This is a genomic window from Bradyrhizobium sp. HKCCYLRH3061 (assembly GCF_051168015.1).
GTDB lineage: Bacteria > Pseudomonadota > Alphaproteobacteria > Rhizobiales > Xanthobacteraceae > Bradyrhizobium.
This window is the reverse complement of the sequence record NZ_JBNPUE010000026.1, coordinates 38,137-57,049: the sequence shown is the minus strand read 5'-3', so window position 1 is coordinate 57,049 and position 18,913 is coordinate 38,137. Positions and strand designations below refer to the sequence as shown.

Sequence of the window (18,913 nt, the reverse complement as noted above, 5' to 3'; positions counted from 1 at the left end):
GTTGTTCGCAAAGTGTCGCGTCACGGCAACACTTGAAACCTCCTGGTTGAGCTGATCTCCGTCATTCAATTGCTGATGGGAGAATTGGCCGGCCTTCACCCCGTCCCGCGAGGTAAATCGTGCGCTTGATGATCACTTCGGCGATCTTCGGTTCGAGCTGATTCCCGCCGCATCGCGAGATGCGGCGGGAATCTGGCGAATCTGTTTCCCGACCGGGACGCGCGCGGCCTTAGAACTTCGCCGTCGTGATCAGGTAGAACGCACGGCCGGGAGCGACCTGGGTGAACGGCACGTTGCTGCGGTAGAAGGTGTCGTAATAGAGCTGGTTGGTGAGGTTCTGGGCATAGACCTTCATGCTCCAGTTCTTGTCGATCTGCTTCTCCACGAAGGCATCGAACCGCCAGTAGCTCGGCAGCTCGTTGCCGGTGTTGGCCGCGAACGTGCCGCCGAACACTTTCGAGCGGTAGACGGCCTGGCCGCCGATCTCCCAGCCGTCGTCGAACTTGTACTTGGTCAGCACGCTCAGCGACTGGTGCGCGATGTTGGCGAGCTGCAGTCCGGTATTGGACGCGACGCCGCTCTGCGTCACCTTGGACTGCATCAGCACCAGGCCGCCGAAGATGCTCCAGCGGTCGGTGAGCTTGCCTTCGGCCTCGATGTCGATGCCCTGGATGCGATAGGCGGCGCCCGAGGTCAGAAGGCCGTTGACGGTCTCGCGGGCGTTCTCCTTCACCGTCTGGAACAGCGCGCCGGTCACCAGCAGATGGCGGTCGACCAGCTCCCATTTGGTGCCGATCTCGGCGCCCTTGTTGCGCTCCGGCCCGAGGATGATGGTGCTGTTCGGCGGAATGCCGCCGTAGTCGGTCGCGGTGCCGTCGAGCTCGGAGCCGAACGGATTGGCGGAGGTCGCATAGGCGGCATAGAGGCTGCCGATCGGCAGCGGCTTGTAGACGAGGCCGAGATTGTAGTTGATCAGGTCGGAATCGACGGTCGCCGAGGCGGTGTTGTTCGACGAGCGCATCGCATAGCCGTCATAGCGCAGGCCGCCGGTGAGGATGATGGTGTCGCGCCAGTTCGCGGTGTCGATCACATAGGCGCTCTTGCTGTCGACATCGTAGCGAGTCGGATTACCGGTCAGGAACGGCACGGTCGTGAACGGCAGGTTGGTATAGGCGGGGCTGAACATGTTCTGGTTCTGCAGGCCCCCGCCGGTGGTGCCCTGGGAGCCGAACGCCTCCGAGGTCAGCCCGGCGTAGCGGTCGATCGAGATGTTCTCCTTGGAGAACTCCGTGCCGACCACGGTGGTGTGCTTGACCGGGCCGGTGTCGTATTTGAACGTGAGGTCGTTCTGGTTGGCCCAGTTGTCGACGGTCTGATAGCGGCTCTGCGCGCTGGCATTGAAGAACCATTTGGTCGGATCGGGGCTCGCCGTTCCCGCCACGCTCGCATTCGGCAGGGTGCCGATGTAGTTCAGCTCGGAATGCTCGCCGCGCAGCTTGCTCGTGAAGGTGACGCTGTCGCTGAGCTTGAGCTCGCCGGCCAGCGTGCCGAAATCCTGCCGCGCCGCCTGGAAGTCGCGGTTGAGGAAGCCGTACCAATTGTTGCGCGGGATGCCGGCCGAGGTCGCCGGAATGTTGCCCTGCTTGTAGAACGGCACGCCGAAGTCCGGATAGCCGGAGAGGTCGGTGTGGACGTAGTTGGTCGTGACCTTCAGCGAGTCCGTCGGCGTCCACTTGGTTGAGATGAAGCCGCCCCAGCGGTCGTCGGTGACGTGGTCGCGTCCCGCGACATTGGCGTCCTGGAACAGGCCGCCGGTGCGCACCGAGAAGGTCGGCGAGATCGTCTGGTTGACGTCCAGCGTCACGCGCTTGGTCTGGTCGGTGCCGAGGGTCGACTCCGCGTTATAGAAATTGCGGTCGCCGGCCTGCTTGGTGATGATGTTGATGGCACCTCCCGCGGTGCCGCGGCCGGCATAGGCCGAGGCGGGACCGCGCAGGATCTCGACCTGCTCGGTGAAGAAGTTCTCGCGCACCGACACGGCGGGATCGCGGATGCCGTCGATGAAGATGTCGTTGCGGGCATCGAAGCCGCGGATGAAGAAGCGGTCGCCGAACGCGTTGCCGCCTTCGCCGGAGCCGAGCGTGACGCCCGCGGTCGAGCGGCCGACCTCCTTCAGCGTGGTGACGTGCTTGTCCTCCAGCACCTCCTTGCTCATCACGGTGATGGTCTTCGGCGTGTTCACCAGCTTCTCGGTGAACTTGCCGGAAGCGACGCGGTCGACCTTGTAGGGCGCGGCCGCGTCCGCGTAAGGGTTGGCGTCGGGCGGCGTCTGCGGTCCGGTCTGAGCCGGCGGCTGCTGCGGCTGGCGGGCGGCGCGGCGCAGCGCGCTGCGGGCGCGGACCTGGTCGGCCGACGGCCGCGACGGCGCCGGCTTGGCGCGCGCGGCCGGCGCTTCGACGGTGACGGAGGGCAGGGGCGCCTGCTGCGCCTCGGCGCCGGAGAACGAGGCGACGGCGATCAGCCCCGCGACCGCCGACACCTTGACCCCCGATACATCAGCGGAGGGATCGCCTCGAAGCGCGGTGCCCCCGCGCAAGCTTGCTGGAAAGACGGCTCGACCCATACTCAACCACCCCAATGGCTACTCAAGGACAAATCTTGTTCGTGGATTCGCCATCAGGATCACTCCTGTTGCGAACGCCTCTCAACAAGTCCTCGAAATTCGACCAAAACGGGTTGTGCTGGTGGCCCGCCTGGGATGATCGTACCTAATGCATGTGATAATCAGTCGCAGGTAAGGGTCTGTTGGTTATTCATTACCGGTCGCGCCCAAACTCCCGCGAGGTCTCCGCAAACCGCGGGAGCGGCGCCTGCCGGATCTCGATACCGCCGATCTAGCCGCGCGCGACGATCACCGCGACCGGCCCGCCGCCGTCAGGGCCCTGGTGTTCGGCGCCGCCCGAGACGAACAGGTCGGTGAAGCCGAACAGCCCGGCCAGCGCGCCGCCGACGAAAGCGCGGGCATGGCGGGTGGAGGAGACGTCGCTGTCGTCCAGCATGGTATGCCGCTGGCCGCGCAGCCGGCCGCTCTGCGCCGCCTCCGCCTTGGCGAGCACCGCGGCGATGCGGCTGCGGTCGGCCGCCGGCACCTGGCCCGTCACGTTCAGGCCGAGCCGGGCGAGCGCCTGCCGCGCCGGCTCGATGTCGATGGCATCGCCCATGACGGCATGATCGATCGCGAGCGGCCCGCTCCACTTGGCCGACATGCCGGCCACCATGATCTCGTGGTCGAGCAGCTCGACGCCGCCCGAGGTGGCCGCGCGTCCGCTGTAGCGCGAGACATCGGCGCAGATCGTCGCATCGGAGAGATCGCCGGCTGCGAGCTCGCCGAGCGCGACGGCGACCCCGAGCGCCGAGGCGCCGCGCGAAAAGCCCATCGACTTCAACGTATCGCGCACGGCGGTGCGCTGTCCCCGGGCCTCGACCGCCTCGATCCGCTCCATCGTCAGCAGCGGGCATTTCACCTGTACGTAGTGAACGTCGGCGGGATCGTCGATGCCGGCGTCGGCCATCGCCGCACGCACGCCGGCGGCCACGAGCTCGACCTGCGGCATGCGGCCGAGATGCTCGCCCGCCAGCACCGGCGTGCGTGCGCGCCCCAGCGCCAGCGACGTCGGCACATCGCGCGGCTTCGCGGCATCGCCGCCGTCGCGTGCCTCGAACACGATCATGTGCGGTGACAGCGCGCCCTCGGTGCCGCCGGACATCACCATCGCGATCTGCCGCACGGCGTCCGCCGCGAGATATCGGCCGAGCAGCGCCTCCAGCGAGCGCACGGCGAAGGCGCGGGTGAAGTCATTGACGCAGCCATTGCCCTCGGTCTTGCCGAGAATGGCGACGATCCCTGCGGGATCGATCGCGCCCTGCGCGATTCCGGCCGCGAGCGCGCCGACATCGTCCGGGCTCCGCATCGGCAGGCGGTGAACGTAGGCGCGGCGCAGCCGGGTCGGCATGTCGAGAACTCCTGTGGTGCGGTCCGGCGACACTAGGCAATCACGAAGCCGCGCGCGACGGTGTTCCGGGATGGTCCGCATGCTATCGTCGGCATTCCCAACCCCGACTATCGGTGATCCATGCCTTTCTGGACCTGCTTTCAATGCGGCGCGCAGTTTCCCGACACGACAGTGCCGCCGACGGCTTGCAAGATCTGCAACGAGGAGCGCCAGTTCGTGAACTGGAAGGGACAAGGCTTCTTGGCTCGCGACGAATTTGCCCAGCGGAACCAGATCATCTGGCGTGACGATGATGGGCTGACCGGCCTTGGGTTGGAGCCCAGCTTCGCGATCGGCCAGCGCGCATTGCTCGTTCGCGAGCCGGACGGCTGCGTGATGTGGGACTGCATTCCCCTGGCGACGGATGCGGCCATTGCTCATGTGCGCTCTCTCGGTGGACTGAAGGCCATCGCCGTATCCCACCCGCACTTCTATGGCGCGGTCGCCGATTGGAGCGCGGCGTTTGGCAACGTGCCGGTCTATCTGCACGGCGACGACCGTGGCTTCGTCACCCGGCCGCATCCTGCAATCGTGCCGTGGACCGGCGACCGCCTCGCCATCTCCGACGACATCCTGCTGCTGCGGACCGGCGGGCATTTCGCCGGCGCAACCATCCTGCATTGGCGCAAAGGCGCCGGTGGCAAGGGCGCGCTGTTGACCGGCGACATCGCCATGGTGGCGATGGATCGCCGCCATGTCAGCTTCATGTATTCCTATCCGAACTACATCCCGCTCGGCGCCGCCGCCGTGCGCCGCATCGCCGATGCGGTCGCGCCGCTCGCCTTCGATCGCATCTACGGCGCCTGGTGGCAGAAGAACATCGCCGACGATGCCAAGGCGGCGTTCGATCGCTCGGTGCGGCGCTATCTCCAGGCGATCGCTTGAGCCGCCGGCTTGGCGGAATCCCCGTAAAGTAACGGGGCATTAGGCACAACCAGAAGGTTGTTTCAGGACATCTTGCAGTCTTTGGTCGGATGGTATCGAAGTATCCCGGGCGGAATGGGGTACCTCAATGCATTGGCCATCGTGCTCGCCGGCGACTGGCGCCATCGCGCCGGCCAGCCTCCTCGTGCGTTCAGACCTCCGATCAGCCCCCCATCGTCCAGTGTCCGCCTCCAGCGCCGGCGACCTGCCCTGGCGCTGGATCCTGCTGGCGCTGGGGCTCGCCATCGTGCTCGCGGTGCCGTTTCTGCTGGTCGATGTGCCGCCGGTGCTCGACTATCCCAACCACCTCGCGCGGCTGTTCGTGCTGGCGCATCCCGATGACCCCGTGCTGTCGCAGATGTACGCGCCGAACTGGCGCGTCCTGCCCAATCTCGGCATGGACGTGATCGGCGTCGCGCTGCTGCGCATCACCGACGTTCATGTCGGCGGCCGCATCCTGCTCGCGCTTAGCCTGTTCGCGCCGCTCCTCGGGGTCATCGCCTATCACCGCGCGGTGTTCGGCCGGCTGTCCTTATGGCCGCTGGCGGCCGGCATCGTCGCCTATGACGGCGTCTTCCTGCTCGGCTTCATGAATTTCCAGCTCTCGCTCGGTCTTGCCCTCGGCGGCGCCGCCGGCTGGGTGGCGCTGCGCCGTCGGGGCGGCTGGCTGCCGGCGATCGCCTGGGGGGCCATCACTGCGTCGGCTGCCTTCCTCTGCCACATCTTCGGCTTGCTGTTCTTCGCGGTCCTGATCGGCGCCGGAGAGGCCGATCGGCTGTGGCGGCTGCGCCGGTCGGCGGTCCTGACGCGGGAGCTGGCGGTCGCGGCCTGTGCGCTCGGACTCACGCTCAGCCCGGCCGTGCTGCTCTATGGGCTCTGTCCGCTGGGCGAGGGAGGGTTGCAACTCGGCGACTGGGACGGACCGCCGAAGCTGTGGCGCATCATGACGCCGTTCCTGACCACCAGCGCCGAGCTGACGATCATCACGACCGTCGTGGTGATGTCGGTGCTGGTTCTCGTCCGGCGCCAGCTCGTCATCGCGCCGGGCATTCCGCTGGCGCTGGCGGCGCTGTTCACGGCCTTCGTCGCGGCGCCCTGGACGGCGCTGGGAGGAACGCTGATCGACATGCGCTTTGCCGCGATGGGCGGCCTGCTGCTGTTCGCCGGCCTGCATCCGGTCGTGTCCGGCAGGAAGGCGGCGCTCGTCGGCATCGTCCTCGCAGGGCTGATGCTGGTTCGGACCGCGGATATCGCATCGGCCTGGATCGATCACCGGGTCGACCTCGCCGAACTGCGCGCGGCGATCGCGCATGTGCAGCCCGGCGCGCGCGTCATCGCCGCGCATGGCCACGAGCAGCCCGTCTCCAGCCGGCGCGAGCGCATCCTGCCCGGCTTCCGTTATGTCGATTCCCATATGGCGGCGCTGCTCGTGATCGAGCGGCGGGCGTTCTGGCCGCTGATGTTCGCCCATCCGAACCAGCAGCCCGTCACGGTGCGTCCCTCTTTCGCGCGTCTCGCGCAGCCGCTGGCCGAGCCCGCCGCGTGGCGCTGGCTGCAGCCGGACACGCCGCCCGCCGACGTGTTGCCGCTCGCGCGCTATCTGGCCGGCTGGCGCTCGAACTTCGATGCAGTCCTGCTGCTCGACCCGCCGGTCCCGGAGCAGCCCGTCGCCGGCCTCTCGCCGCTCTATCTCGGCAGCTACATCCAACTGTTCCGCATTGGGCAGGGCAACGGCAAGGCCGCGGTGCGCGAGCCTGAACCCGCTCCGCCGGCAGCCTCGCCGTCCTGAGGCTGGGGCGACGGCCGCCGTCCCCATCAGTCCCGGGTGATCCTTCGTCTCCGCTTGGTCGTTGTCTGGTGCTTGGTCGTGCGTTGCGCGCGGTCGGCGGCGCCACCACGGAGAAGGGACATGCAGCGGATCGTGCCGGGGCCGGGACAGGAATCGGTGTGGGACTATCCGCGGCCGCCGCGGCTGGAGCGCTGCACGGCGCGGCTGCGCATCGCATTCGCCGGCGTCACCATCGCCGACACGCAGGACGGCTATCGCGTGCTCGAGACCAGCCATCCGCCCGTCTACTACATCCCATCGCAGGATGTCGCGATGCAGTGGCTGCGGCGCGCGCCCGGCGGGTCGTTCTGCGAGTTCAAGGGCGTCGCCGGCTACTGGACGCTGGAGGTCGGCGGCCGCGTGTCCGAGCAGGCGGCCTGGAGCTACGAGCAGCCGACGGCGCCGTTCGCGCCGATCGCGGGCCATCTTGCGTTCTATGCCTCTCGGGTCGAGGCCTGCTTCGTCGGCGACGAGCGCGTTGCCGCGCAAGAGGGCGATTTCTACGGCGGCTGGATCACCTCCCGCGTCGTCGGACCGTTCAAGGGCGGGCCGGGTACGCGGCACTGGTAGAGACAGGCGCTCGTCCCGATGCGTGATCCGATGGCCTGTCTTGATCGTATGGATGACGGGTGACGGCAGCCCGCGCATGCAGCGTGGCTTGACCTGGCAGGGCAGCGATCCCTGCCGGACGAGATCTCATCTTCACGACGTCGGGGAATGCCATGCGACGGTTGATGAAGTTCCTGCACACGATGGGCGCGATCGGCATGATGGGCGCGATGGCCTGCCTCGTCGTGCTGCTCGGCCTGATCCCGCAGCCGTCGGTGTCGCTGTCGCATTACGCCGAGATGCGCGCCGCGATGGGCGCCATCGTGCGTTACGTGTTCTTCCCCTCGCTCGGCCTGACCCTGATCGCCGGCCTGCTCGCGATCGCGATCAACCGCGCGCTGCATAGCGCCGGCTGGGCGCTTGCCAAGCTGGCCTCCGGCATCCTGGTCTTCGAATGGGGTTTTGCCGCCGTGCAGGGTCCGATGCAGGAGGCGGCCGAGGAGGCCGCCCGCGCCGTCGCCGGCCAGATCGACCCGGCGACGCTTGCGCCCAACTTCGGCACCGAGCAGGGCGCCATCTGGGTCATGCTCGGCGTCGCCACCGTGAACGTCATATTGGGCGTGTGGCGACCGAGGTTTACCAATCTGCCGGATTGAGGGCCACGCCCCCGACTCTCTCTGCTCCCCTCCCCCTTGCGGGGAGGGGTCGGGGGTGGGGGTCCCCACGGGAAGTATCTCGGATGATCTCAAATCCACTCTGATCCAAACAGCCTCAAACGAAGCTCATCGCCCGCGGACCCCCACCCCCAACCCCTCCCCGCAAGGGGGAGGGGAGCAGACCGCGGTCGCCGCGAGCGGTCGGGCTCATCTTAGAAGATCGGGGCAGCATCTTGCTTGTAGAGGGGGGCTATCTCATCCCCAAATCCTGCGCGAACCTCAGCAGGTAGCCGTCGGGATCCTGGACCAGGAACTGACGCTGCCCGCGTGCTTGCTCTCCGACCTGATACCAAGCATCGCGGCACGGTTGGAACAGCGGCCAGTTCGCGCGCGCAAGCCTGTCCAGCATGGGGCTGACGTCTTCGACGATGATCTGGAAATTGAGACCGCGGCCGAACGGGCGTTCGAGCTCGCCGGTCTGCCAATTGCCGTTGTACTGCGTGAGCATCACTTGGGCGCCCTGCATCTCGAGATACAGGAAGCGATTCTCAGGCCGCTGATAGGCGATCCGGAAGCCCAGGACATCGCACCAGAACCTCCGGCTTGCGTCGAGGTCGGTGACGTCGAGTTCGGGAACGAGCGCTGCAAAGCCACCGCTTGGTATCGTGTCGGATACAGTCATGGCGCATCATAGCCGTGGTAGTAGCTGGGCAACATCCCATCTGGCGCAGAAAATCCGAATTTTGTTCTTGCCATTTTTCCGAAATCATGTTTATCTCCGCCAATCCCGCCTCGTGCAGAGGGACGTACGCGTCGTCACGAACGTGGAGGTGGGCTGCGATGGACGTGACGGCGGCGCCAGACGAGCGCTCGCGCTCGCGCTCGCGCTCGCGGTCACGGACGGCGAAGTCGTGTGGTCCTGGCCTCTCGACGCTGAGGTCAAGTTCGCTTTCGGTGCTGTGACGGCTCGGGGCGGGCGATGGGGGCAAGAAAGCCGATCCCCAGGGAGAGCACGAAGGACACCGTAAAACCATTGCGCGGGGGAGGCCGCTTGGTGGCCCGACCTGTGGTGACTGCCGCCTGCTTTTCTTGTTGCAGGCGGGCCATGGGCCGCGGTCAGCACCCGGCCTTCCCCGCGCCCTCTCGCGTCGAGCGGGCTGACGAGCGCATCACCCGGGCACCGAGCGTGCCGCGGGATCGCGAACACGCATGCAAGATCACATGTTCAGGATGACATCAGGGGACGGGCGCGCAGCCATCGACGACCCGCATCGGCTTCAGCCGGTCATGTCCGACGTCAGCGCCGCCTCGGCGCTGACGCCGGTCATGTCGACGTCTTCAGAGCTGGGTCGCCCGCAGCTCGATCGTGAGCGGCGCGGTCGTCCGCCGGGCGGCCGGGTCGGCCGGCATCTGCAGCACGCGGGCGCGCTGGCCGGTGGCCAGGTCGGTGACCTTGACGATCCGGCCATTGGAGAATTCGAGCGCATCGTGATGTTCAGTCGGCCTGTTGGTGTCGACCTGGCGGAAGCGGGCGAGATGCGCGCCGACCTTGCGGCGGAAGAACAAGCCCTTGATCCGCACGTCGCCCTCGAAGGCGAGCTCGGTGCCTGGACGCAGGCACACCGCGGTCAGCGGATCGTCCTTGGTGCAGAAGCCGCGGGTCTCCGTGCCGGGAAAGCGACAGGAGACCAGCACGTCGGCAGTCTTGGCGTCACGGGAAGCAACAGTATGGAGGCTGTAGTCACACATGGAAAGCTCCTGAAGGCCACCAGCACTAAGCCCGCAACGGCGCAGCAGGAGAGTCGTTCCATGATGTTGAAGCCCGTCACTTCGACGACGCCCGCCGCGGGCCGGTCCCGCGGCGGGAACTCGCGATCAGGTGAGATGCGCGGCTTCTTCGGCCTCGTCCTCGGCGGCGCCCCAATGCGAGGCGTCCTTGATGGTCGGATCGATCAACTCGCCACGCAGCAGCGCCAGCGGCGACTTCCAGTACAGCGCGATGTTGTGGAACGGGTCGGTCAGCACCTTGAAGGCCCAGATCAGGCCGGTCGGGACATCCTGCGTCGCAAACAGCTGGATGACGCGAAACAGACCGCCGCCGATGCCGACCGCGAGCCAGAGCAGGCCGACGTGGCGGACGAAGTCCATCCGGCCGGCCGGCTCGGCGAACAGGCCGAACAGCGTCGGAAACGCGAACAGCGCCACCGGCACCAGGCCCCACACCGTCAGCAGCACGATCTTGCGGGTCTGATTGTAGCCGACCTTGACCGCCTCCTTGTAGTCATTGCTGACGCCGTTGACGTGGTCATAGCCGTTCGGTTCGAAGAAGAAGTGCCCGGTCTGCCGCGTCAGCATCGCGAGCCAGCCGACCAGGCCGGCCATCGCCGGATCCTTGAACAGCAGCGCATAGCACACGAGGAAGATCACGGCGCTGATCAGGTGCAGCGTCTGATTGATCCGGCTCTGATGATAGTAGCGATAGTCGTCGAAGCGCTGCGTCTGCAGCGTCTTGTAGTAGCGCGACATGCGAATCCCCGTGCCAGTGTGGAACGAGGCGAAGACGTAGAGGGCCTCAGTGAAGGTGGCGTGACATTATGATGTTGTCACAATGAAACCGGCCGGGAGCGGATCGGGAGGCGATATGAGCACGAACACGCCAATCCTGTGCCGGCGAGTGAGCCGCCTGCGGGTCTCTTTTCCTGCCAGAGAACGCGCACGCGCGGCTTTGATCGGGATCAAAACCGCGCCGAAAGTCGAACAAGAATTGATGCGGTCAGCCGCCGGGCGACCTCGCCAGCCGGATCGCCTCGCTCAGGATCGCGCGGTCGCCGATATGGTTGGCGAGCAGCAGCACGAGTCTGGCGTTCATGCGCAGGGCCTCGTCCTCGCTGAGGTCGCGCTGGCCACCGATCAGCTCGGCATAGAAGTCGTCGGGATCGCGAATGTTCGGGGTGAGGGTGAGGCTCATGCTGCAAGCTCCTGCTGGGCCGCGGGGCGCCTGCCGCAGGCGCGCCGGACCGCATCCGTGATCGCGTCCCCGTCGAACTGCGGCCAGCGGGCGCTGACATATTGATCGGGGCGGAACAGATAGGTCGTGCCGGGCGAGGCGCCGTATCGTGCCGCGAGCAGGCCCTTGGGATCAGCGAGGTCGCGGCCGACGACGAGCACCCGCGCCGTGATGCCGTCGAGGCTGAGCTGCTCGGCGGTGACGGCGTTGTCGAAGGTGACAACCGTGAAGCCCGAGCCGAGGCAGTTCAGGAACCAGCCGGGCTCGCCCGCGATCATCACCGGCGCGTCCGCGGCATTGGTCCCGGGCGTCATCGCGCCGGGGACGCCCCCGCCATCGGGCGTGTTCAGGGACGATGTGGCATAGGGCGTCGGCGTCGACAGCCGGCCGCTGTTGACCAGCGGCCGCGCAAAAGCGTGATGCTGCGCGAGGTCGAGCACGGCGTCGCGGAAGGTGCGGCTCGCTTTCGTCTTCGGGGTGATGAAATCGGTCGCCCGTGTCGAGTTCAGGATGTTGTCGTCGGCCGCGTAAGCGCGTTCCTCGTGATAGCTGTCGATCAGGCTCTCCGGCGCCTCGCCGCGCAGCACCATTGCCAGCTTCCAGGCGAGGTTGTCGATGTCCTGCACGCCGGTGTTGGCGCCGCGGGCGCCGAACGGCGACACCTGGTGCGCCGCGTCGCCGGCGAACAGCACGCGTCCCCGACGGAAATTGTCGATCCTCCGGCAGGCGAACTGATAGATCGACACCCATTCCAGCTCGAATTCGGCGGTCTCGCCGAGCATCGCCCGGATGCGCGGGATCACGCGCTCGGGCTTCTTCTCCTCGTCCGGATTGGCGTCCCAACCGAGCTGGAAGTCGATGCGCCAGATGTTGTCCGATTGGCGATGCAGCAGCACCGACTGTCCCGGATGGAACGGCGGGTCGAACCAGAACCAGCGCTCGGTGGGGAAGTCCGCCTTCATCCTGACGTCGGCGATCAGGAAGCGGTCCTGGAAGAACTGGCCGGTGAACTCGGCGCCGACCATCCGGCGGGTGTCGGAATTGGCGCCGTCGCAGGCGATCACCCATTGCGCCTCCATGGTGAAGATGCCGTCGGGCGTCTCCACCGCGAGCTGCGCGCAATCCTCGCTCTGCTTCAGGCTGACGAGGCGATGCTTCCAGCGCAGATCGACCAGCGGGCTCCTGCTGCAGGCGTCGACCAGGATCTCCTCCAGATAGTATTGCTGCAGGTTGATCATCGCCGGCCAGCGATGGTCGGGCTCGGGCAGCAGGTCGAACTGATAGGAGAGCTGGTCGCGGAAGAACACCTTGCCGATGTTCCAGCTCACGCCTTTCTCGACCATCGGCGCGGCACAGCCGAGCCGGTCCCAGATCTCCAGCGGGCGCTTGGCGTAGCACACCGCGCGCGAGCCGATGCTGACGGTGTCGTTGTCGTCGAGCACGACCACCGGCTGGCCGCGGGCGGCGACATCGAGCGCCGCGGTGAGGCCGATCGGCCCGGCGCCGATCACGACGATCGGATGGCGGCGGGTCTCGCCGCTGCGCTGCTCCGCCGAGCAGACATAGGGAAATCGCGGATAGACATAGTTGCTCATGGCTGCCTCGCCTCGCGCGTTGCGGTCGGGACTGTCGGGACGAGCAATCGCTCAGTCGCTGCCCGCGAATTCCTTCTCGTGCATCCAGGCGGTGTGCCGCGGCGGCTTCCTGGTCGTGGCCCATTCGTCGACCATGGCGTGGGCGACCGACTTCATCCGCGTGATCTGCTCCGGCGTCGCGGTCCAGGCTGCGATCTCCAGCCGGTGGCCGCTCGGATCATGGAAATAGATCGACTTGAAGATGGTGTGGTCGGTGATGCCGACGACGTCGAGACCGGCGGCCTCGGCGCGGGCCTTGGCTTCCTCGAGTTCCTCCATGTTCTTCACCTGGAAGGCGATGTGCTGGGTCCATTCCGGCGTGTTCGGATCGCGCCCCATCGGCGGCGAGTTCGGCAGCTCGAAGAAGGCGAGGATGTTGCCGTTCCCGGCATCGAGGAAGATGTGCATGTAGGGATCTGGCGCCTTGGTCGAGGGCACCTTGTCCTCGGCGATCGCGCCGAGCAGGTCCATGTTGAGGACCTTCTTGTAGAACTCGACGGTGGCCTTGGCGTCGACGCAGCGATAGGCGACGTGATGAATCTTCTCGATCTGCACGATGGTCCTCCCATGATCATTGTTGGCAGGATAGTAACGAATGATACGATTGTGTGGCTTTGATCCAGATCAACCCGATGTGGATCGGATCGAGGTCGCCGGGACGAGCGCCTGGAACGGACGAAGGCAGGGATGAGATGACGAAGGTGGCCAACGAGACCCGCGGCCGGACAAATAGAGAGGGGGCCGCCGAGCCCGAGCTTCGGCTGCAGCGCTATTTTCCCTACCGGCTGGCCCGGCTCGCCGAGCAGGTGTCGCTGGCGGTGGCGGAGGTCTATGCCGACCGCTTCGCGCTGTCGCGCCAGGAATGGCGGATCCTGGCGGCGCTCGGCGAGCAGCCGCGGCTGCCGACCAAGGAGATCGGCCGGCTGACGACGCTCGACAAGATGAATGTCAGCCGCGCCATGCAGAGCCTGGAGGCCCGCGGCATCGTCAGCCGGAGCCGCGATCCCGCGGACGGCCGCGAGCGGATCGTGGCGTTGACGGCTGCCGGCAGAGGGCTGTACCGCAGGATCGTGCCCCATGCGCTGGCGCGCGAGGCCGATCTGCTGAGCGTGCTTTCGGCCGCCGAGATCGCGACCCTCGACACGGTCATCGACAAGCTGCTCGCGGCCGCCGAACGATCGGTCGACGATCCCCCTGGCCGAAAGGCTTGATCGGTGCCGCCGCCGCGCTATATCGACGGTCTCTCTCCTCCCCTGATAGCATGGGCCAACGTACGACGATGACCGACACCGCCACCGTTAGCCATTCCTTCCAGGCCGAAGTCTCCGAGCTGCTGCATCTGATGGTGCATTCGGTCTACTCCGAGACCGACATTTTCCTGCGCGAGCTGATTTCGAACGCCTCGGACGCCTGTGACAAGCTGCGTTACGAGGCGATCGCCAGACCCGATCTGATCGGCGACGGCGAGCCGCCGCAGATCCGCATCATCCCGAACAAGGCCGCTGATACGCTGACCATTGCCGACAGCGGCATCGGCATGGAGCGCCAGGAGCTGATCGACCATCTCGGCACCATCGCCCGCTCCGGCACCAAGGCGTTCGTGCAGAAGCTGGCCGAGGCCAAGGACGGCACCGGCCTGATCGGCCAGTTCGGCGTCGGCTTCTATTCGGCCTTCATGGTCGCCGACCGCATCCAGGTGATCAGCCGCCGCGCCGGCGGCGGCGAGGTCTGGACCTGGACCTCGTCGGGCGGGGCGGGCTTCGAGGTGGCGCCCGCGTCCGAGGAGGATGCCAAGCGGGTTGCGCGCGGCACCGAGATCGTGCTGCACCTCAAGGACGACGCGAAGAAATATCTCGAAACCTATGAGATCGAGCGCATCGTCACCGCCTATTCCGACAACATCCAGTTCCCGATCATGCTGGTGCCGGAGGAGGGCGAGCCGCGCCAGATCAACTCCGCCAGCGCGCTGTGGCAGCGCTCCAAATCCGAGCTGACGCCGGAGGACTACAGCAAGGCCTACAAGTCGATCGCGCATGCGTTCGACGAGCCGGCGATGACGCTGCACTACCGCGCCGAGGGCCGCTATTCCTATGCCGTGCTGCTGTTCGCGCCCTCGACCAAGCCGTTCGACCTGTTCGAGCCGGCGCGCAAGGGCAAGGTCAAACTCTATGTCCGCCGCGTCTTCATCACCGACGACGCCGACCTGATGCCGGCGTACCTGCGCTTCATCCGCGGCGTGATCGACAGTGAGGATCTGCCGCTCAATCTGTCGCGCGAGATGCTGCAGAACAATCCGCAGCTGGCGCAGATCCGCAAAGCGGTGACGACGCGGGTGATCAGCGAGCTGGAGCAGCTGGCCGAGAAGGACGCCGAGAACTTCGACAAGATCTGGGACTCCTTCGGCGCCGTCATCAAGGAGGGACTCTACGAGGACTTCGAGCGCCGTGACAAGCTGCTGGCGCTGGCGCGCTTCACCACGACGACCGGCGAGAAGCGCTCGCTGAAGCAATATGTCGAGGGCCTCAAGGAGAACCAGACCGAGATCTACTTCCTGGTCGGTGACAGCATCGAGCGGCTGAAGTCCAATCCGCGGCTCGAGGCGGCCAAGGCACGTGGCGTCGAGGTGCTGCTCTTGACCGATCCGGTCGATGCGTTCTGGACCTCGGCGCGGCTCGAATATGACGGCAAGCCGCTGAAGTCGCTGAGCCAGGGCGACATCAACTTCGATCCGATCCCGGTGACGGAGCCGAAGGCCGAGGACGAGGCGCAGCCGGCGGCCGACGAGGCCAACACGATCGCGTTGATCAAGGCGAGCCTCGGCGAGCACGTCACCGACGTGAAGGTCTCGACCCGGCTGACCACCAGCGCGTCCTGCCTGGTGGCCGGCAGCCATGGTCCCGATCGTGAGCTGGAGCGCATCCTCTCGCAGCAGGCGCGCGGCGCCCGCACCAAGCCGATCCTCGAGATCAATCTGCGCCATCCGCTGGTCGTGGCAGTCGCAAAAGCCGCCGCCGACAAGGCCAAGGTCGACGATCTGTCGTTCCTGCTGCTCGAGCAGGCGCAGATCCTCGACGGCGAACTGCCGGAGGATCCGGCCGCCTTCGCGGCCCGTCTCAACCGGCTGGTGCTGCAGGGCGTCGCGGGGGCCTGAGGCAGGCAGGCGTGGGCGCGGAGGTCAGTTCTTCGCGCGCACCTGCGGCACCAGCTTGCGCCAGTGCATGATCTCGGCGCGGTAGGTCGCGGTGTAGACGCCGACGTCGCCGGTGAGCGGCGTGGCGCCGACCTCGGCGAACTGCCTGCTGATGTCGGGATCGGCCAGCGCGGCGTTGATCTCGCGGTTGAGCAGCTCGACGATGGCTTTCGGCGTGCCGTGCGGCACGGCGACGCCATAGAAGCCGGAGGTTTCGAACGCCGGCAGGACGTCGGCGACCGGCGGCAGATCGGGGAAGGCGGCGGCGTGCTCGCGCGTCGTGACGGCCAGCGCCCGGACCTTGCCGCTGCGCAGGAGGTCGACGGCGGAAGCGGCGTTGTCGAACATCGCGTGGATGTGGCCGGAGGCGAGGTCGGTCAGGGCCGGACCCGAGCCACGATAGTGCACAGTCGACCACGTGAGGCCGCCGAGTGTCCGGAACAGCTCGGCCGACAGCAGCTGGACGGTGCCGGGACCGGCGGAGCCGACGCTGAGCTTGCCCGGGTTGGCCTTGGCATAGGCCAGGAATTCGGGCAGCGTCTTGACAGGCAGCTGCCGACTGACCAGCAGCAGCAGCGGCATGCGCGCCATGCCGGCGACGGGGATGAGATCGGCGTCGGGCGAGCGGTCGGTCGAGGCGGTGATGACGTTGGCGGTCGAGGTCGCAAGGATCGTATAGCCGTCCGGCGGGGCGCTCGCGACGCTCTTGGTGGCGGTCGCACCGCCCGCACCCGGCCGGTGATCGAGCACGAAGGGCTGGCCCAGGCGGCGGGTCAGCCGATCGCAGATCGGCAGCGACAGCCGGCCGGTGGCTCCGCCCGGGGCAAACGGAATGACCCAGGTGACGGGCTGAGCCGGATAGGGCGCATCAACTCCGGCGAACGCCGTGGTCGAAGTCATGGCTGCAACACTGCTCCAGGCGGCGCAGCGCAGCAATGCGCGTCGTGTCATCGTGTCCTTGGGCATGCCGGCCTTCGCGTTGGCATGTTCTGGGAGCGGTACGCTAACCGGTATTTCCGAGAACTTCGTAAAGGATCGCATTCGCATCAACAGCCACGCACTCTCGGCCGGTTAACCCTCCCGATTAACGGCTGGTGAGGCCACACCGCCTATAAGCACGCCGAATTGGGGTGAGGGCGTTCATGAACTCCGGGCAGTCGGATCGATCTGTGGAACTCAGCACGGCCTCTCGGAAGCCGTCGGCGGCGAAGATCTGGCTGAAGGCGATCGAGCTGACCTCGCGCATCGAGGCAGAGCCCACGCGGCTGTTCGCCGACGTGGTGGACGACTGGGCTGCGAAGCAGCCCGAACGGCCGGCGCTGGTCTCCGATCGCGAGACGCTGAGCTATTCCGCCCTGTCTGCGCGCATCAACCGATACGCCCGCTGGGCGCTGGCCAACGGCATCGGGCCGGGCCACAAGGTCGCCTTGATGATGCCGAGCCGGCCCGACTACCTGGCCGCCTGGCTCGGGATCAGCCGCGTCGGCGGTGTTGTTGCGCTCATCAACGCCAATCTCATCGGACCGTCGCTCGCGCATTGCATCAATGTGGCCCGGCCAATCCATGTGATCGTCTCCAAGGACTTCCACGAAGCCTATACGGAGGTTGCGCCGTTGATCGCGGGCGGGCCGCGTGTCTGGTTTGCCGACGGCGGCGATCTCGACCTCGCGCTCGCCGCGATGGATACGCACGCGCTCGACCGAATCGAGCGCCGCGCCGTGACGATCAACGACCGCGCGCTGCTGATCTACACCTCCGGCACGACGGGCCTGCCCAAGGCCGCGAGCATCAGCCATCGCCGCATCATGAACTGGGGGGGATGGTTTGCCGGCCTCACCGGCGCAGGTCCCGACGATCGCCTCTATGACTGTCTGCCGGTCTATCATTCCGTCGGCGGCATCGTCGCGCCCTGCAGCATGCTGCGCGCCGGGGGAGCCGCGGTGCTCGCCGAGAAATTCTCGGCGCGCAATTTCTGGCGCGACATCGTCCGTCACGATTGCACGCTGCTGCAATATATCGGCGAGCTCTGCCGCTATCTGCTGGCCGCCGCGCCGTCCGATTTCGACCGCGCGCATCGGCTGCGGCTCGCCTGCGGCAACGGCATGCGCGGTGACGTCTGGGAGGCGTTCCAGGCGCGTTTCCGCATTCCTCAGGTGCTGGAATTCTATGCCGCGACCGAAGGCAACTTCTCGCTCTACAATGTCGAGGGCAGGGTGGGATCGATCGGGCGCGTGCCGTCGCTGCTCGCGCATCGCTTTCCCGCCGAAATCATCAAGCTGGATGCCGACCAGCGCGCACCCCTGCGCGGAGCCGACGGACGGTGCCTCGTCTGCACGCGCGGCGAGATCGGCGAGGCCATCGGCCGCATCGGTACGGCGGACAAGGGAGGCGGTCGCTTCGAAGGCTATACCGATACGGGCGAGACGGAGAGGAAGATCCTGCGCGACGTCTTCGAGAAGGGCGACGCCTGGTTCCGCACCGGTGACCTGATGCGCCAGGACGACCAGGGCTTCTTCTATTTCGTCGATCGTCTCGGCGACACCTTCCGCTGGAAGGGCGAGAACGTCGCGACCAGCGAGGTGAACGAGGCGATCCTGCAATGTCCCGGCGTGTTGGAAGCATCGACCTATGGTGTTGTCGTGCCGGGGACCGATGGGCGCGCCGGGATGGCCGCGCTCGTCGTCGGCGACAGCTTCGATCTCGATCGTCTCTCCGTCGAACTTGCCCGAAGGTTGCCGTCCTACGCGCGGCCGGTGGCGCTCCGCATCACGTCGTCGCTGCAGTCGACTGAAACATTCAAGCAGAAGAAGCAGGAGCTGATGCGCGACGGCTTCGATCCGTCGGTCGTGCACGAGCCGCTCTACGTGCGGGACGCCGGGACAGGTGCATATTACCCGCTCGATCGCGATCTGCATGCGCGGATCCTCGCCGGCGAGGTTCGTTTGTAGGTGATTTTAATCATAGGCCATGATGGGTATTTACCAACGGTCCCGAAACATCGCGGGCCAGTCCGGGTTCCTTCACCTTCTGGCCCTATGGTCGGTCTCATCGTTTGAACAGTGCGCGGATTGGC

At 66.6% G+C, this 18,913-nt stretch carries 16 protein-coding genes; 7 read left to right on the top strand and 9 right to left on the bottom strand.

All coding sequences use genetic code 11. The features are described from left to right. Positions 1–229: 229 nt before the first annotated feature. Together ACQR2C_RS30405 and ACQR2C_RS30400 are read right to left on the bottom strand one after the other, a co-directional pair. Positions 230–2,623: a TonB-dependent receptor gene (locus tag ACQR2C_RS30405; RefSeq protein ID WP_434839620.1), complete on the bottom strand. Its 2,394-nt coding sequence runs from the start codon at positions 2,621–2,623 to the stop codon at positions 230–232. A 271-nt stretch (positions 2,624–2,894) separates the two neighbouring features. Then, positions 2,895–4,013: a ring-opening amidohydrolase gene (locus ACQR2C_RS30400; RefSeq protein WP_434882768.1), complete on the bottom strand. Its 1,119-nt coding sequence runs from the start codon at positions 4,011–4,013 to the stop codon at positions 2,895–2,897. Between the two features lie 120 nt (positions 4,014–4,133). On the opposite strand from ACQR2C_RS30400, the gene ACQR2C_RS30395 reads away from it, so the two are divergent. From ACQR2C_RS30395 to ACQR2C_RS30380, 4 genes are all read left to right on the top strand, one after another. Continuing rightward, positions 4,134–4,937: an MBL fold metallo-hydrolase gene (locus ACQR2C_RS30395; RefSeq protein WP_434882767.1), complete on the top strand. Its 804-nt coding sequence runs from the start codon at positions 4,134–4,136 to the stop codon at positions 4,935–4,937. A 220-nt stretch (positions 4,938–5,157) separates the two neighbouring features. Beyond that, entirely contained in the window at positions 5,158–6,765 is a 1,608-nt protein-coding gene (locus tag ACQR2C_RS30390; RefSeq protein ID WP_434882766.1) for a hypothetical protein, read from the top strand. Positions 6,766–6,885: 120 nt separating this feature from the next. Then, the gene (locus ACQR2C_RS30385) at positions 6,886–7,374 is read left to right on the top strand and encodes a DUF427 domain-containing protein (RefSeq protein WP_434882765.1); all 489 of its coding nucleotides are present in this window, start codon (positions 6,886–6,888) and stop codon (positions 7,372–7,374) included. 152 nt (positions 7,375–7,526) lie between these two features. Further along, positions 7,527–8,009 carry a hypothetical protein gene (locus tag ACQR2C_RS30380; protein WP_434882764.1) on the top strand — a complete coding sequence of 161 codons (483 nt, stop codon included), beginning with the start codon at positions 7,527–7,529 and terminating at the stop codon, positions 8,007–8,009. Between the two features lie 250 nt (positions 8,010–8,259). Here ACQR2C_RS30380 and ACQR2C_RS30375 read toward each other — a convergent pair whose 3' ends face one another. The 6 genes from ACQR2C_RS30375 to ACQR2C_RS30350 form a co-directional block, all read right to left on the bottom strand. Beyond that, the gene (locus tag ACQR2C_RS30375; protein WP_434882763.1) at positions 8,260–8,691 is read right to left on the bottom strand and encodes a bleomycin resistance protein; all 432 of its coding nucleotides are present in this window, start codon (positions 8,689–8,691) and stop codon (positions 8,260–8,262) included. A gap of 656 nt (positions 8,692–9,347) precedes the next feature. Beyond that, positions 9,348–9,758 (bottom strand): hypothetical protein, encoded by a 411-nt coding sequence (locus tag ACQR2C_RS30370; RefSeq protein WP_434882762.1) that lies wholly within the window; start codon positions 9,756–9,758, stop codon positions 9,348–9,350. Between the two features lie 126 nt (positions 9,759–9,884). Beyond that, complete coding sequence (locus ACQR2C_RS30365; protein WP_315802691.1) at positions 9,885–10,535, bottom strand: Mpo1-like protein; 651 nt, start codon at positions 10,533–10,535, stop codon at positions 9,885–9,887. 247 nt (positions 10,536–10,782) lie between these two features. Continuing rightward, positions 10,783–10,977, bottom strand: a complete 195-nt coding sequence (locus ACQR2C_RS30360; protein WP_315802692.1) for a DUF2783 domain-containing protein — start codon at positions 10,975–10,977, stop codon at positions 10,783–10,785. Then, positions 10,974–12,611, bottom strand: a complete 1,638-nt coding sequence (locus ACQR2C_RS30355; RefSeq protein WP_434882761.1) for an FAD-dependent oxidoreductase — start codon at positions 12,609–12,611, stop codon at positions 10,974–10,976. The genes ACQR2C_RS30360 and ACQR2C_RS30355 overlap by 4 nt, the downstream gene beginning before the upstream one ends. A gap of 51 nt (positions 12,612–12,662) precedes the next feature. Then, on the bottom strand, positions 12,663–13,205 hold the full coding sequence (locus tag ACQR2C_RS30350; RefSeq protein WP_434882760.1) for a VOC family protein: 543 nt from the start codon (positions 13,203–13,205) through the stop codon (positions 12,663–12,665). A gap of 137 nt (positions 13,206–13,342) precedes the next feature. Between ACQR2C_RS30350 and ACQR2C_RS30345 the strand changes: the two genes are divergently transcribed. Together ACQR2C_RS30345 and htpG are read left to right on the top strand one after the other, a co-directional pair. After that, positions 13,343–13,861 carry a MarR family winged helix-turn-helix transcriptional regulator gene (locus ACQR2C_RS30345; RefSeq protein WP_434882759.1) on the top strand — a complete coding sequence of 173 codons (519 nt, stop codon included), beginning with the start codon at positions 13,343–13,345 and terminating at the stop codon, positions 13,859–13,861. A 68-nt stretch (positions 13,862–13,929) separates the two neighbouring features. Continuing rightward, on the top strand, positions 13,930–15,801 hold the full coding sequence (gene htpG / locus ACQR2C_RS30340; RefSeq protein ID WP_434882758.1) for a molecular chaperone HtpG: 1,872 nt from the start codon (positions 13,930–13,932) through the stop codon (positions 15,799–15,801). A gap of 24 nt (positions 15,802–15,825) precedes the next feature. Here the strand turns inward: htpG and ACQR2C_RS30335 are convergent, their stop codons facing one another. Then, the gene (locus ACQR2C_RS30335) at positions 15,826–16,806 is read right to left on the bottom strand and encodes a Bug family tripartite tricarboxylate transporter substrate binding protein (RefSeq protein ID WP_434882757.1); all 981 of its coding nucleotides are present in this window, start codon (positions 16,804–16,806) and stop codon (positions 15,826–15,828) included. A 176-nt stretch (positions 16,807–16,982) separates the two neighbouring features. On the opposite strand from ACQR2C_RS30335, the gene ACQR2C_RS30330 reads away from it, so the two are divergent. Next, positions 16,983–18,788 (top strand): long-chain-acyl-CoA synthetase, encoded by a 1,806-nt coding sequence (locus tag ACQR2C_RS30330; RefSeq protein WP_434882756.1) that lies wholly within the window; start codon positions 16,983–16,985, stop codon positions 18,786–18,788. The last annotated feature ends 125 nt before the right edge of the window (positions 18,789–18,913 follow it).